This is a genomic window from Skermanella aerolata KACC 11604, from assembly GCF_000936425.1.
In the GTDB taxonomy this organism is placed as follows: Bacteria; Pseudomonadota; Alphaproteobacteria; order Azospirillales; family Azospirillaceae; genus Skermanella; species Skermanella aerolata.
The window spans coordinates 82,595-96,420 of sequence record NZ_AVFK01000015.1 but is presented as its reverse complement, the minus strand read 5'-3'; the positions used below and the strand labels follow the sequence as shown (position 1 = coordinate 96,420).

Below are 13,826 nucleotides of genomic sequence, written 5' to 3'. Positions count from 1 at the left end.
GGTCTTTGACTGGAGATATCCCGATATGCCTTACGATGCAGCCGCCGACCGTTACGAACGGCTGGACTATCGCCGCTGCGGCCGAAGCGGCCTTAAGTTGCCCGCGATCTCGCTTGGGCTGTGGCAGAACTTCGGGGGCGGCGACGTGTTCGAAACCGGCCGCGCCGTCCTGCGGCGGGCTTTCGACCGCGGCGTCACCCATTTCGACCTAGCCAACAACTACGGCCCGCCGCCCGGCTCGGCGGAAGAGAACTTCGGCCGGTACATGGCCGCCGACTTCAAGCCATACCGTGACGAGCTGGTGATATCGACCAAGGCCGGTTACGACATGTGGCCCGGTCCCTACGGCAGCTGGGGTTCACGGAAGTATCTGGTATCCAGCCTCGACCAGAGCCTGAAGCGCATGGGGCTCGACTACGTCGATATCTTCTATTCGCACCGGGTCGATCCGGATACTCCGCTGGAAGAGACCATGGGTGCGCTGGATCAGGTCGTCCGGCAGGGCAAGGCGCTGTATGTCGGCATCTCCTCCTACTCGCCAGAGAAGACCCGGCAGGCGGTCGCGATCCTGAACTCGCTCGGCACGCCGTGCCTGATCCATCAGCCGTCCTATTCGATGCTGAACCGCTGGATCGAGGACGGTCTGCTGTCCACGCTGGAAGAGCTGGGCATCGGCTGCATCGCCTTCTCGGCCTTGGCCCAGGGAATGCTGACGTCGAAATACCTGAACGGCATCCCGGAAGGCTCAAGGGCGACGCGCGGCGGTCCGCTGAAGCAGGGTTTCCTGACGGAGGACAACATCGCCCGCATCCGCGAGCTGAACGAGGTCGCGCGGCGGCGAAACCAGAGCCTTGCCCAGATGGCGTTGCTCTGGGTGTTGCGCGACCCGCGCATCACGTCGGCGCTGATCGGCGCCCGGACCGTCGAGCAGTTGGACGACAGCCTGGACGCGCTGGCGGGGCCTGCCCTGTCCGCAGAGGAACTGTCGGAGATCGACCGCCACGCCGGTGACGGCGGGATCGACCTCTGGCGGGCGTCTTCGTCGCGGCAATAGGGCGGAAAAATCAGGGGTCGAAGCGTATGACCGGCGGTCGGCAAGTGTTGGGCCACGGCCCAACCTACAGTCTCCTGCTTCGTAGGTTGGGCCGTGGCCCAACAGCAGGCCATGGTCTTCCGGCCCCTGGGATAAGACGCCGCTACACTATCCCTTGCGGCGCCGGCGGAGCTGGTCGAAGAACACGATCGCGATGATCAGGAAACCGGTGATGATCCGCTGCCAGAACGGGTTGACGTTCAGCAGGTTGGCGCCGTTGTTGATGGTGGTCAGCAGCATCGATCCCAGCAGCGGACCGGTGATGCTGCCGACGGCGCCGAACAGGCTGGTGCCGCCGATCACCGAAGACGCGATCGACTGAAGCTCCCAGCCCTCTCCCGTGGTTGCGACGCCGATAGCGATGCGGCTGGCGGTCAGGATTCCGGCAAGGCAGGCGAGCGTCGCCGACAGGATGTAGGCGAGATAGATCGTGCGGGCGATATGGACGCCGCTGAGCCGCGCCGCTTCGCTGTTGCTGCCGACCGCGTAGATGTACCGGCCCCAGCGGCTATGGTGCAGCAGGATGTAACTGGGTATCGCCACCAGGATCACGACCCAGAACAGCGACGGAATCCCCAGGAACGACAGGCGGGAGAAGCCGGTAAACTCCGGCGGGAAGCCGCTGATGGTGGCGCCGTTGGTCATCAGCAGGCCGATCCCCCTGAAGGCCGTCAGCGTGGCCAGCGTCATGATGAAGGGCGGCAGGCCCAGCTTCAGGATGCCGAAGGCGTGGAAGGCGCCGATGACGGGGCCAAGCATCAGTGTCAGGCCGACGGCGGCCCAGATCGGAAAGTCGGCCTTCAGCAGCAACGCCACCACGGTACTCGACAAGCCGACCACGGCGCCGACGGACAGGTCGATGCCGCCGGTGATGATGACGAAGGTCTGGCCGATCGCGATGACCGCCCAGAGCGACGCCTGACGCAGCAGGTTGACGATGTTGTTGGTGGTCATGAAGCTGTCGGTCGTGACGGACAGCACCAGCCACATCAGCAGAAGCAGCCCCAGCAGTGTCAGGTTGAGGAGGAACGCGAAGCGGAGACGCCCGCGTGGCTTTGCCGCGACTGCCATGTCAGCCATCCTGATCGATTCTCCCCGGTTTTCTTGTTCGTTGCCGCTTATGGTTGTTTGATATTCAGGTGCCGATCGCTTCGGCCAGGATGGTTTCGTGATCGACCTTGCGGTGGCCGAAAGTCGCCGCCAGCCGTCCCTTGCGGAAGACGTGCAGGGTGTCGCCGAGGTCGTAGACTTCCGGCAGGTAGGACGAGATCAGGATGATGCCGGCGCCGTTTCGGAGCAGGATCGCCATCAGCTTGTAGATCTCCGCCTTGGTCCCGACATCGACGCCGACCGTCGGCTCGTCGAAGATGAAGAGGTCGGCGCCGTGGTTCAGCCATTTGCCGATGACGATCTTCTGCTGGTTGCCGCCGGACAGCGTCAGGGCATCGACGTTGCGCGACGCGGCGACGATCCGCAGGTCACGCATCTGCTTGTCCGACCGCGTCTTCTCCTCGCCCGACCGGATCAGCCCGCCGGTGCTGATCTTGTGGAAGACCGGCAGGTTGAGGTTGAAGCCGACGGGAAGGTTGAGGCAAAGCCCCTGGTCGCGTCGGCTTTCCGGCAGCAGCACGATGCCGCTGTCGATCGCGTCGGCTTCGCGGCGGAACTCCACCGCCTTGCCCTTGAGCTTGACGTCGCCCGCTGTCTTGCGCGTCCGGCCGAACAGGCACTGGACGAACTCGCTCCGGCCCGCACCGATCAGCCCGTAGAGCCCAACGATCTCGCCGCGCCTGACAGTCAGCGAGACGTCCTCGAACCCCGGCCCGCTCATGTTCCGGACTTCCAGGAGCGTATCGCCGAGCGGGATCACTTCCTTGTGGTGGACCTGATCGAGCGGGCGGTTGACCATCTCGCGGATCAGGTCCCGTTCGTTGGTTTCGGCCACGACATGGGTCCCGATCAGCTGGCCGTCGCGCAGCACCGAGACGCGGTCGGCGATCTGGAAGATCTCCTCCATCCGGTGGCTAATATAGATGATCGTGACGCCCTGGCCGTGCAGGCGCCGGATCAGCGCGAAGAGCTGGTCGGTCTCGGCGCGGGTCAAGTAGCCGGTCGGCTCGTCGAACACCAGGAACCGGGTGCCCCGGCTGGCAGCGCGGGCGGTCGCGACCAACTGCTGCTGACCAATGGTCAGGTCGCTCAGCATCGCGTCGGCCGGCAGGTGGAAGCCCAGCTCGTCGAGGATCGCCTGGGCGCGCCTGGTCATTTCCCGCTTGCGCAGCAGGCCGAAGCGGGTGGTCTCGTCGCCCAGGAAGATGTTGGCCGCCACCGTCAGGTGAGGACACAGCACGACTTCCTGGTGGACGGCGTTGATGCCGAGCACCAGGGCGTCCTGGGGGCCGGAGAACTCGACCTCCCTGCCCTGCCACAGGATGGAGCCGGAGGTCTTGGGATAGACCCCCGTCAGCAGCTTGATCAGCGTCGATTTGCCGGCCCCGTTCTCGCCGACGATGGCGTGGACCTCCCCCGGCATGAAGCTGAGGCTGACCGCCTTCAGCGCGTGGGTGCCGGCAAACTTCTTGTCGAGCTTGCGCAGTTCCAGGGTCGCGACGCCCGGTTCGGGCGCCTCGACCCTGGCGGTGGCGAACGGCCCGGTCACTTCACCCCAGCCATGGTCAGTTGACCTTCGGGTTGAGGAGCTCCTGCGACCGCTTTTCGTTCATGTTGGCCTTGGTGATGACGTTGACGCCGGTATCGACCTCCGCCGGGACGGGTTCGCCCTTGGATGCGGCCAGGGCGGTCTTTACGCCGTCATAGCCCATGCGGTACGGGTCCTGGACCACCAACGCCGCGATCACGCCTTCGTTGAGGAAGCTGACCAGTCGTTCGTCGTTGTCGAAACCGATCAGCTTGATCTTTTCGCCAAGGTCGTTCTCGGCAATGGCCTGGCCGGCGCCCTGGGCCATGATCAGGTTGCTGGCGAAGACGCCGCGCAGGTTGGGGCTGGCGGTGATCAGGTCGGTCATGATGTTGAGGCCGGTGGTCGGCTGGCCGTCGGCCACCCGGTCGGCGATCAGCTTCAGCTTGGGATACTTGGCGGCCAGCTGCTCCTTGAAGCCCTTGGCGCGCTGGTCGAGCGATCCGACGCCCGGCAGCGACGTGATCAGCGCGATGTCGCCCTCGGCGGCGCCGTATTGCTGGGTGATGGCGGCTGCCAGCGCGTCGGCGGCGGCCCGGCCGCCCTGAACGTTGTCGGTGGTCAGGAAGGAGGTGAAGGACTTGCTGTCGGCGGCGCTGTCGATGCCGATGATCTTGACCTGCTTCGCCGATTCCGTGATCGCCGGCCCGAGGGCCGCGAACTGGGTCGGCGAGATCACCACGGCGGCCGGCTTCCCGGACACGGCGTTCTCAAGGATGCCGATCTGGCCGTTGATGTCGGCTTCCGATTGGGCGCCCAGTTCCTGGACGTTGACGTTGAGGTCCTTGCCGGCCTGACGCGCGCCGGCCAGCACGATCTGCCAGTAGAAGGAGGTCGTATCCTTGACGATGATCGGGATCGTCGGGCGGCTCTGCGCCTGTGCGGGGGTGTGGGTAAAGGCAAGCGCCAGTGCAAGGCCGGTAGCGGCCAACAGACTTTTCATGTGCTTCCTCCCTGATGGATGCGACCCTTTTTGGGCTATTCTTGAGAGCTGGTTCTTGATTCTTGGCCGGGAGCTATCTGCTCCTCGGCTTCCGTCTTTTGTTAGACAGCCAATCAAAACACCGACCGTTCCGTCCCGTCAAGACACGCGTGCGGCGTATTGTCGCGAACTTCGCTTGCAGCGAGGCCAGCCGCCGGCTAGGCCCCAGCGAGCTTGTAAGGCCCGCAATAAAGGGGTATAAGATCAGGGACGAGGTGACGCCATGATCAGTTCAGTCAACACCAACACCGGTTCCTATTCGTCCATCAACAGCTTTGGATTGGCGCAGAACGCGGTTAACTCCGCTCAAAAGCGTATTGGGACCGGCAAGAAGGTCGCGGACGCCTATGACAACGGCGCCGCCTTCGCCGTGGCTGAAAAGCTGCGCGGTGACACGGCCGTCCTCGGCGCCGCTAACGAGCGACTGGCCGTCGGCAAGGGCATGATCGATGTCGCGATGAAGGCATCGCAGTTCATCTCGTCGTCCATGTCGGACGTCAAGGCGACGCTGGTCAAGCTGTCGGACTCGTCACTCAGCGAGCGTGACCGGGCGAATTATCAGGCGCAGTACAACAATCAGGTCAAGGACATCGGCGCCTTCGTCAAAGACGCCAAGTACAACGGCGTCAACCTGCTCCAGCAGGGTGCGCAGAACCAGAACATCGCATCCAATGGCAGCGGCGGGAGCGTGACGGTCCAGGCGCAGGACCTGGAAAGCTCCGTCGCCAGCGTGCTGTCGGGTGCTGATGTTTCGACCGCCGCCGGCGCCGCGGCGCTGCTTCAGCCGGGTGGGACGTTCTCCCAGGCGGAAGACAGCGTCGGGTCGGCGATGAACGGTCTCGCCTCCAACGCGCGTAGCGTGAACAACACGATCAAGGGCAACTCTTCGATCATGGATGCGACCGACGCCGGACTTGGGGAGATCGTCGATGCCGATTTAGCCAAGGAAGCGGCGTCGCTGTCGGCGGCACAGGCCAGGCAGCAACTCGCCGGGCAGTCCCTGTCGATCGCTAATCAGGCGCCGCAGTCGCTGCTGAGCCTGTTCCAGTAGGAGGTGATCTTCCGGCCGTAGAGCGGGGTCACCGCTCCGGCAGGGGGATGAACTCGTCGTCGTCCGGTACCGTGCCGAAGCGGCCGGCCTTCCAGTCGGCCTTGGCCTGCTCGATCCGCTCCTGAGAACTTGAGACGAAGTTCCACCAGATATGGCGCGGGCCGTCCATCGGCTCGCCGCCCAGGAGCATGACCCGGGCTGTTTCCAGCGCCGTTATGGTGATCTCGTCGCCCGGGCGGAAGACGAGAAGCTGGCCTTCCTCGAAGGTATCGCCGGCGATGTCGATCTTCCCCTGCGCCACGTAGACGGCGCGTTCCTCGTGCTCGGCCGGCAGGGGAAGCCGGGCGCCTGCTTCCAGAGCCGCGTCGGCGTAGAAGGTCGCGGTCGGAGTTTCGACCGGGGAGGCTTCCCCGAAAAGCGAGCCGGCGATGACGCGGACCGTCTTGCCTTCCGCCTGGATGATCGGCAATGTCCTGGCGGCATGGTGGACGAAGGCCGGTGCCGTTTCCTCCGACTTTGCCGGCAAGGCGACCCAGGCCTGGATGCCGAACAGGTTGAAGCCCTGGGCGCGGAGTTCCGGAGCCGTTCGTTCGGAATGGGAGATGCCGCTGCCCGCCGTCATCCAATTGACCGCGCCGGGACGGATCGGCTGTATCGTGCCCAAGCTGTCGCGGTGCATGATCTCGCCCTCGAACAGGTAGGTGACGGTCGCCAATCCGATATGCGGATGGGGACGGACATCAAGCCCGTGGCCGATCAGGAACTCCGCCGGTCCCATCTGGTCCAGGAAGACGAAGGGACCGACCATGCGCCGCTTGACCGACGGCAAGGCCCTGCGGACCTGGAAGCCGCCGATATCCCCGGTGCGCGCCACGATCATGGTATCGAGTGTCATGCCCTGCCCCTTTCCCGTTGGCTTGAATAGCCGACTGTTCTTTTCCTCGACATTACACCATGGATGGGGAATGGATCGGAGCGGGAAGTTTCTGGCGGAAGGTAGTTCATGGCGGAATCGCACAAGATCTGGACCATCGGCTACGAACGGGCATCCTCGGACGCCGTGCTCACGGCCCTCAAGGATGCCGGCGTCGAGGTGCTGATGGATGTCCGCGACCTGCCGCTGTCGCGGCGCGCCGGCTTTTCAAAAAGCACTTTGCGGGCGTCGCTGGAGGCGGTCGGAATCGAGTACGTTCATCTGAAGGGGCTGGGTACGCCGAAGGAAGGCAGGCTTGCCGCCCGGCGCGGCGACATGCGCCTGTTCTGGAGCATCGTCGATCAGCGTATGGCGACGCCGGAGGCGGAGTTCGACCTGCTGCGCGCCGTCGAGATCGCGCGCGGGAAGCGGAGCGCCCTGCTCTGCTTCGAGGCCGATCCCCATGTCTGCCACCGTCAGCGAGTTGCGAACGACCTGTCGAAGCGCTTCGGGTTCGGCATCGAGCATATCCATCCTACGACGGCAGCCTGAGCCCCGTCGGCCCTGGCGCGCGCGCCTTCAAGGCCGCATCGGTCAGACAATCGGCTAGCAGCCTGAACTGCGCCGTCCGAGGGTCGCTGCTTCTCCATGACAGCGCTATCATCCGACCGGGCGGATCGGGTGTGAACGGCCGATAGACAATCAGCCCGCCCAGAGTGTCGCCCTCCCCCGCCGCCAGGGCGGGCATCAAGGTATAGCCGGCTCCGGCGGCAACCATATGGCGCAGCGTCTCCAGGCTGGTCGCATGACGGGAGCGGCCGGCGGTCGAACCGCCTGTGCCACACAGCGCAAGGGCCTGATCGCGCAGGCAGTGGCCTTCCTCCAGCAGCATCAAGTCGGCGGCCGGCAGGTCGGCGATGGTGATGGCGGACGAATTGCCCAGCGGGTGCCCGGCGGGATGGGCCAGCACGAAGGGTTCGAAGAACAGCGGTTCCACGGTCAGGCTGCGTTCCTTGACCGGCAGCGCCACGAGTGCGGCATCGATTCTCCCGTCCCGCAAGCTGCCCAGCAACTCGTCGGTGCGGCCTTCGCCCAGCGTCAGGTCCAGCTTGGGAAAGCAGTCGCGCAGCGGACGAAGCACATGGGGAAAAAGGTAAGGACCGAGCGTCTGGATGGCGCTGAGGCCGAGACGGCCGGACAGCGGTTCGTTCAGGTCGCGGGCGAGTTCCATCAGCCGGCGCGCCTCCGTCAGGACGTGGCGAGCCTGCGCCACCAGCGCGTCGCCGCGTGCCGTCATCAGGACCTTCTTGCCCGCCCGCTCGAACACGGGCGTTCTCAGCCGGTCTTCCAGCTTGCGGATCTGACCGCTGAGCGCCGGCTGGCTGACGCCGCACTGCGCGGCGGCATTGCCGAAATGGCGCAGATCGGCGACGGCGACGAGGTATTCAAGGTCGCGTAGTGAGATGCCCGCGAGGCTCATGTCCGTTCAACCCAATGATAGGCGATGGTTATCGATCCAATCCTAACCATCGATTGGTCTTATCACGAAAATGGGGGCATCGTGAACCCCATGAGCAGACCGGAATGGAGATCGGGATCGATGAACGGAGTTCGCAAAAGCCTTCGCCTGCTGATCGAGGAGGTGAACCGTCGCGGCGGGCGCCTTGAGGTACAGGACAGCGTGGTGCGTGTGCGAGGCGACCTGCCGGCCCCCCTGCTCCTGAAGCTCCACCGCAACCGCCGTCACATCGCCAGTGCGATCCGCTGATCCGGCTTCAACAAAACCTTTCGCAATTTTATTTTTCTGGAGGAGTCGAGTTCATGACCACGCTCACGACCACATTCGGCATTCCCGTCGGGGACAATCAGAATTCCCTGACCGCCGGTCCGCGTGGACCTGTCCTGATGCAGGACTTCCACTTGATCGAGAAGCTGGCCCATTTCAACCGTGAGCGTATCCCCGAGCGGGTCGTGCATGCCAAGGGCGCCGGCGCCTATGGCGTCTTCCGCGTGACCCGCGACGTATCGGCCTGGACGACCGCAGCCTTCCTGAACAAGGTCGGCAAGGAGACTGAAACCTTCCTGCGCTTCTCTACGGTTGGCGGAGAAAAGGGCTCGGCCGATGCCGAGCGCGACCCCAGGGGCTTCGCGTTGAAGTTCTACACCGAAGAGGGCAACTACGATCTGGTCGGCAACAACACGCCGGTCTTCTTCGTCCGCGATCCGCTGAAGTTCCCCGATTTCATCCATACGCAGAAGCGCGACCCACTGACAAACCTGAAGAGCCCGACGATGGTCTGGGACTTCTTCTCGCTGTCGCCGGAAACGCTGCACCAGCTGACCATTCTGTTCAGCGACCGCGGCACGCCGCGCAGCTATCGCCACATGGACGGCTTCGGCAGCCATACCTTCTCGTGGATCAACGAAGCGGGCGAGCGGTTCTGGGTCAAGTACCACTTCAAGACCAACCAGGGCATCGAGAACTTCACCGGCGAGCAGGCGGTCAGGATGGCCGGCGTCGATCCGGACCACGCGACCCGCGACCTGTTCGGCTCGATCCAGGACGGCGAGTTTCCGAGCTGGCGCGTCTATGTCCAGATCATGCCGGAGGGGGAGGCAGACCGCTACGCCTTCGACCCATTCGATCTGACCAAGGTCTGGCGTCACGCCGATTACCCGCTGATCGAGATCGGGCATCTGGAATTGAACCGCAACCCGGAGAACTACTTCGCCGAGGTCGAGCAGGCGGCGTTCAGCCCGGCCAATGTCGTCCCCGGCATTTCGTTCAGCCCGGACAAGATGCTCCAGGGCCGGCTGTTCTCCTATGCCGACGCCCATCGCTACCGCCTGGGCGGCAATTACGGTTTGCTGCCGGTCAACAAGCCGCACGCGGCCCCCGTCCACAGCTATCAGCGCGACGGCGCCATGCGGTTCGACGGCAATGGCGGCGGAGCGCCCAACTACCAGCCGAACAGCTTCGGCGGACCGGTGGATAGTCCCCGGTATTCCGAACCCGCGCTGCGCATCCAGGGCGATGCCGACCGCTACGACCATCGGATCGGCAACGACGACTATACCCAGGCCGGCGACCTGTTCCGGCTGATGGACGACGCGGCGCGGGAGCGGCTGATGGACAATATCGCGGCATCGCTGGGACAGGCCCCGGTCATGATCCAGCGCCGCCAACTCGCCCATTTCGAAAAGGCCGACCCGGCTTATGCCGCCGGTGTCGCGAAGCGTCTTCCGGCTGAGGTGACGGCGGTCGCCGCCGAGTAGTCTTTACGGATCAGGGTGCCGGATCGCCGGCGGTCGGGCTCGTGGTCCGGCACCCTGCATCGGTTAGAAGACGTTCGTCAGATCCGAATGCGGATCGACGCCGAGCAGGGTGATCGATTGCGATCCGTGCTGTATCACCAGATCGCCGCCGGTCGTCTGCGCCACCTTCAGGTCCGCCAGCTTGACAGACGAGTCCAGTACGATGTGGTCCTGGCCGATCTGGAACCCCTTGATGAGATCGTGGCCGTGGTTGGCGGTGAAGACGAAGGTGTCCTTGCCGCCGCCCCCCGTCAAGATGTTGTCCAGGCCGTTGTCGATCACCGTGGCGCCGGCCGCCGTCTTGATGACGAGATTCTCGACGTTATCCGGCAAGGTGTATTTGTTGTCCCAGAGAAACACCGTATCCCGTCCCTCGCCCGGCTTCTCGATCACGACATCCAGCTTGGACCCCACGACGTAGATATCGTCGCCCTTGCCGCCCAGCATTCGGTCGATGCCGGAACCGCCGTCGATATAATCGTTGCCGGACGACCCGACGAGGTGGTCGGCACCGGCGCCGCCCTTAAAAACCCTGCCGTAGGCGGCGCTATCCTGCCAATCGTGCACCGACTTGTCGATCGGCATGTAGCCCTTGACGGCGCCGGGGCCGAGTTGAGAATGGTCGAAGTCGCCCGTGAGGCCGTTGCCGGAGAAGACGCTGACGGCACCATCCTTGGTCGTCCAGTAGTTCTTGGAAAGGATGTTGTCAACGAACTGGAGACCCTTGGACACGTAGCCAAGATTGTCTGTGGTCGCGTTGATGACCGAGACCTTGCTGACGTTCGCCAGTGAATTGTTCAGGATGAGGCTGTCCACGGCGCCATAGGCGTTCAGCGCGTGCTTCCACGCATCGACGACCATGTTGCCCTGGACCAGGACGTTCTTGGCTTCGTAGCGGACGCCGGCCGGGAAGACGGATCCCTGATCGCTGCTGAAGCCGCCGACGAGGATGCCGTCGGGGACGTCGTGCAGGTAGTTGTTCAGGATTTTCACGTTCGACGAGCCGGCCTTGACGACGATGCCGCTCAAACCCCGGATATCGTAGACTTCGTTGTTGGCGATGACGCCGTTCCGCATGTAGACGTTGTCGATGCCTTCCTGTCCCTTGATGTCGTAGACGGTATTGCCGACGATCGCTGTGTTGAGCGTCTGCGCCGTCTTGATGCCGTCGATCGACTGGCCGTGAACGATGTTGTTTTCGATCACCACGCTGTTGACGAGCTTGGTCAGGTTGGTGCCGCTCTGCGTCAGCTTGATACCTTCGGTACCGCCGGTCAGTTCAAACCCCTTGATGACAAGATTACTAACCCCATAACCAAGTATTACAGGTTTGCTGGAGTTGGCAGCCACAATGTTCGCGGCGCCTGGGCCATCGGCCGAAACGATCCAGACCGGTTTGTCCGCAGTGCCGCTTTTCCCGAGGAGGTCGACGTTCTCTTTGTAGGTTCCCTCTTTGACCATGACGGCGGTTCCGGGCTTGGCTGCCTTTACCGCCGCCTGAATCGTCTTGTAGGGCGAGCTTTCGTCTCCTGAATTACGATCGTTGCCGCTGTTCGAAACCCAGATGATGTTGGTGGGGACGGCGTTCTCGAAAGTCACGACGTCCGCTGCCAGCGCCGAAATGGCGATGGGGTTGTAGGTCATAAATTGTTCCTTGGGCTGCTCTCTGCCCCAATAATGTCACGGCATTTATTTCCAATTATTTAATGCACAGGAATGATTATTTCGACGTACTTTCAAAAGAAACAAGTACGGAATGCGGCTTGTTATGCGATTTAAAGTAATTCTGTTTTCGTTATTATGAACGATTATTAATGATTAATGGCTTTTAACTTCAGCACGACCAAGCTGGCGCCTTGATCTGGCCGGTGTAGGTTGGCGGGATTGAAGGAAGCGGTCGAGGAAGCCCTGCCGATGGCGTCGCTCAGACTCGCAAAGTTCCTGAAGCAGGACCAGATCGGCTCGGTCGGCTTATGCCTGGATACCGAGCCGATCTGGTCCTGCTGAGCCGCGACCTGACGGTCATGGAAACGTGGGTCGCCGGTTCCAACCTGTCCGGTTCATGAGATCACGCCTTGATGTATTCGTCGGCCCGGCTGCCGGCTGGGTTGGTGACCATGCTCATGCCGACGAACAGAACGACGTTGACGATCAGCCCCAGGATACCGGCGTTGATGTCCAGCGGAGTCGCGGGTTGAACCAGCTGGAAGTAGTAGTTCACCGCAATGCCGGCGACCAAGCCGGCGATGACTCCGGTCGAGGTGCCGCGCCGCCACCAGAGGGCGCCGTAGACCGCAGGAGCGAACTGGACGATCGATCCATAGGCCCCGACCAGCAGTTGGACGAGCCCAGCGGCTCCGAAGATCGAGAGGTAGTAGGCCACCGTCCCGATGGCGATGACCGACAGGCGCATGATCCAGATCTGGGTGCGTTCCGGCAGGTCGGGCTTAAGAGGCTGGATGATGTCGCGCCCGAAAGACACTGATCCGCCATGGGTAATGGCATCCGCCGAAGACATGGCCGCCGCCAGCGCTCCGGCACCGATCAGACCGTAGACGATGCCGCTGGCACCCATTTCGTGGGTCACCAGATGGGGCAGGATCGTGTCAGGGCCGGTGAGCTGGGCCGGGTCGACGACGCCGACGGCCGCGAAGCCGATGAATAGGATCGGCACCAGGAATATCGCGAAGAGCGGATAGACCAAAACCGTCTGCTTGATCTTCTTCTCGGTGGTGGTGAAGGACTTGGTGAACAGGTGCGGCCACATGATGAATCCTATGACCGATACCAGCAGGATCGTGGTGTAGGACATCGGCGACATGCCGGAGCCTTCAGCGCCGACCGTCAGGAAGCCCGGCCTGCTTGCCTCGATCCCCCGGAACATATCAGCCACGCCGTCATGGAAGCTGTAGACGACGGTGTAGCCGACGACCCAGGCGACCAGCAGCATCAGGATGCCTTGCAGTACGTCGCTCCATGCCGCACCCCGTACGCCGCTGGTCGCGACATACACGATGACGATCCCGTAGGAGATCAGCGCACCCAGCCAGATCGGGATCGCATCTTCAGTCAGGACATTGAAGACGTAGGCCATACCCTTGATCTGCAAGGTAAGATACTGGATGAACGCCAGTACCGAGATGACTCCGACCAGCACCTGGATGGCGCGCGAATCGTACCTGTCGCCCAGGAATTCGCCCATGGTGTAGAAGTTCTTCCGGGCGCCGATCCGGGCGACCTTGGGACCAATCAGGTACCAGGGCAGCAAGCCCAAGCATGTGTACGCCAGGATGTAGAAGGACGCGGCGCCCTTGGAATAGGCCCAGCCCGGACCTCCTAGGAATGCGAAGGCGCTAAACACCGTTCCGCCCATCAGGAACCACATCAGCACGAGGCCCAGGCCGCGATCCGCCACGGTGTATTCCGATACCGACCAGAACGACCGGCCCCGGCCGGCCAGTACGCCGACGATGAAGGCGAAGACCAGATAGGCGCTCATCGCCAGCAGGGCGACCACCCATTTTTCCATTACCGCTCCCCCGAAAATTCATAGGCTATGAAGCAAAGCAAGCCGACGAACTCGACGCCGATCCAGGCAACGATCCAGAACAGCGAGAACGGCATGCCCAGGACCATCGGCTCGACCTTATTGGCGAAGCCGTAGATCGGGAAGATCATCACCAGCACCATGACGGCGGTGAAGATCGCGAAGGCTTTGCTGGCGTCGCGCGTGCTTTCACGCGCGACGGCGGGCTGGTCTTCCATTGCCATGTC

Annotated in this window: 14 protein-coding genes; 6 read left to right on the top strand and 8 right to left on the bottom strand. The window is 63.1% G+C overall.

The window, feature by feature from the left end; genetic code table 11:
- Positions 1-25 precede the first annotated feature (25 nt).
- Entirely contained in the window at positions 26-1,054 is a 1,029-nt protein-coding gene (gene mgrA, locus N826_RS18760) for an L-glyceraldehyde 3-phosphate reductase (RefSeq protein ID WP_044431331.1), read from the top strand.
- A gap of 147 nt (positions 1,055-1,201) precedes the next feature.
- Here the strand turns inward: mgrA and N826_RS18755 are convergent, their stop codons facing one another.
- Genes N826_RS18755 through N826_RS18745 form a run of 3 tightly spaced genes read right to left on the bottom strand, consistent with a single transcriptional unit; the run spans position 1,202 to position 4,734 of the window.
- Positions 1,202-2,173, bottom strand: a complete 972-nt coding sequence (locus N826_RS18755; protein ID WP_044431329.1) for an ABC transporter permease — start codon at positions 2,171-2,173, stop codon at positions 1,202-1,204.
- Between the two features lie 55 nt (positions 2,174-2,228).
- A complete protein-coding gene (locus N826_RS18750; protein WP_044431328.1) occupies positions 2,229-3,752 on the bottom strand; it encodes a sugar ABC transporter ATP-binding protein in 1,524 nt (507 codons plus the stop codon).
- Positions 3,753-3,768: 16 nt separating this feature from the next.
- Positions 3,769-4,734, bottom strand: coding sequence for an ABC transporter substrate-binding protein (locus tag N826_RS18745; protein WP_044431327.1), 966 nt, complete (start codon positions 4,732-4,734; stop codon positions 3,769-3,771).
- A 262-nt stretch (positions 4,735-4,996) separates the two neighbouring features.
- Here N826_RS18745 and N826_RS18740 point away from each other — a divergent pair, with 262 nt between their 5' ends.
- A complete protein-coding gene (locus N826_RS18740; RefSeq protein WP_044431325.1) occupies positions 4,997-5,824 on the top strand; it encodes a flagellin in 828 nt (275 codons plus the stop codon).
- 28 nt (positions 5,825-5,852) lie between these two features.
- On the opposite strand, the gene N826_RS18735 is transcribed toward N826_RS18740, so the two are convergent.
- The gene (locus tag N826_RS18735; protein ID WP_044431324.1) at positions 5,853-6,719 is read right to left on the bottom strand and encodes a pirin family protein; all 867 of its coding nucleotides are present in this window, start codon (positions 6,717-6,719) and stop codon (positions 5,853-5,855) included.
- A gap of 108 nt (positions 6,720-6,827) precedes the next feature.
- On the opposite strand from N826_RS18735, the gene N826_RS18730 reads away from it, so the two are divergent.
- On the top strand, positions 6,828-7,289 hold the full coding sequence (locus tag N826_RS18730; protein ID WP_044431322.1) for a DUF488 domain-containing protein: 462 nt from the start codon (positions 6,828-6,830) through the stop codon (positions 7,287-7,289).
- Here N826_RS18730 and N826_RS18725 read toward each other — a convergent pair.
- Positions 7,273-8,217 carry a LysR substrate-binding domain-containing protein gene (locus tag N826_RS18725; RefSeq protein ID WP_044431320.1) on the bottom strand — a complete coding sequence of 315 codons (945 nt, stop codon included), beginning with the start codon at positions 8,215-8,217 and terminating at the stop codon, positions 7,273-7,275. The genes N826_RS18730 and N826_RS18725 overlap by 17 nt on opposite strands.
- 120 nt (positions 8,218-8,337) lie before the next feature.
- On the opposite strand from N826_RS18725, the gene N826_RS43125 reads away from it, so the two are divergent.
- Positions 8,338-8,505: a hypothetical protein gene (locus N826_RS43125; protein ID WP_157599348.1), complete on the top strand. Its 168-nt coding sequence runs from the start codon at positions 8,338-8,340 to the stop codon at positions 8,503-8,505.
- A gap of 53 nt (positions 8,506-8,558) precedes the next feature.
- Positions 8,559-10,013, top strand: a complete 1,455-nt coding sequence (locus N826_RS18720) for a catalase (RefSeq protein WP_044431318.1) — start codon at positions 8,559-8,561, stop codon at positions 10,011-10,013.
- A gap of 63 nt (positions 10,014-10,076) precedes the next feature.
- Here the strand turns inward: N826_RS18720 and N826_RS40260 are convergent, their stop codons facing one another.
- Positions 10,077-11,696 carry a right-handed parallel beta-helix repeat-containing protein gene (locus tag N826_RS40260; protein ID WP_052831579.1) on the bottom strand — a complete coding sequence of 540 codons (1,620 nt, stop codon included), beginning with the start codon at positions 11,694-11,696 and terminating at the stop codon, positions 10,077-10,079.
- A gap of 240 nt (positions 11,697-11,936) precedes the next feature.
- Here N826_RS40260 and N826_RS45745 point away from each other — a divergent pair, with 240 nt between their 5' ends.
- Positions 11,937-12,059, top strand: a complete 123-nt coding sequence (locus N826_RS45745; RefSeq protein ID WP_280178403.1) for a hypothetical protein — start codon at positions 11,937-11,939, stop codon at positions 12,057-12,059.
- A gap of 61 nt (positions 12,060-12,120) precedes the next feature.
- Here N826_RS45745 and N826_RS18710 read toward each other — a convergent pair whose 3' ends face one another.
- Positions 12,121-13,581 carry a sodium:solute symporter family protein gene (locus tag N826_RS18710; protein ID WP_044431317.1) on the bottom strand — a complete coding sequence of 487 codons (1,461 nt, stop codon included), beginning with the start codon at positions 13,579-13,581 and terminating at the stop codon, positions 12,121-12,123.
- Complete coding sequence (locus tag N826_RS18705; RefSeq protein WP_044431315.1) at positions 13,581-13,823, bottom strand: DUF3311 domain-containing protein; 243 nt, start codon at positions 13,821-13,823, stop codon at positions 13,581-13,583. Before N826_RS18705 ends, N826_RS18710 begins: the two co-directional genes overlap by 1 nt.
- Between the last annotated feature and the right edge of the window lie 3 nt (positions 13,824-13,826).

Excerpts from the sequence above, each read along its gene's own strand:
- mgrA (WP_044431331.1), top strand. The coding sequence starts at position 26 with ATGCCTTACGATGCAGCCGCCGACCGTTACGAACGGCTGGACTATCGC.
- N826_RS18755 (WP_044431329.1), bottom strand. The coding sequence starts at position 2,173 with ATGGCTGACATGGCAGTCGCGGCAAAGCCACGCGGGCGTCTCCGCTTC.
- N826_RS18745 (WP_044431327.1), bottom strand. The coding sequence starts at position 4,734 with ATGAAAAGTCTGTTGGCCGCTACCGGCCTTGCACTGGCGCTTGCCTTT.
- N826_RS18740 (WP_044431325.1), top strand. The coding sequence starts at position 4,997 with ATGATCAGTTCAGTCAACACCAACACCGGTTCCTATTCGTCCATCAAC.
- N826_RS18735 (WP_044431324.1), bottom strand. The coding sequence starts at position 6,719 with ATGACACTCGATACCATGATCGTGGCGCGCACCGGGGATATCGGCGGC.
- N826_RS18730 (WP_044431322.1), top strand. The coding sequence starts at position 6,828 with ATGGCGGAATCGCACAAGATCTGGACCATCGGCTACGAACGGGCATCC.
- N826_RS18725 (WP_044431320.1), bottom strand. The coding sequence starts at position 8,217 with ATGAGCCTCGCGGGCATCTCACTACGCGACCTTGAATACCTCGTCGCC.
- N826_RS43125 (WP_157599348.1), top strand. The coding sequence starts at position 8,338 with ATGAACGGAGTTCGCAAAAGCCTTCGCCTGCTGATCGAGGAGGTGAAC.
- N826_RS18720 (WP_044431318.1), top strand. The coding sequence starts at position 8,559 with ATGACCACGCTCACGACCACATTCGGCATTCCCGTCGGGGACAATCAG.
- N826_RS40260 (WP_052831579.1), bottom strand. The coding sequence starts at position 11,696 with ATGACCTACAACCCCATCGCCATTTCGGCGCTGGCAGCGGACGTCGTG.
- N826_RS18710 (WP_044431317.1), bottom strand. The coding sequence starts at position 13,581 with ATGGAAAAATGGGTGGTCGCCCTGCTGGCGATGAGCGCCTATCTGGTC.
- N826_RS18705 (WP_044431315.1), bottom strand. The coding sequence starts at position 13,823 with ATGGCAATGGAAGACCAGCCCGCCGTCGCGCGTGAAAGCACGCGCGAC.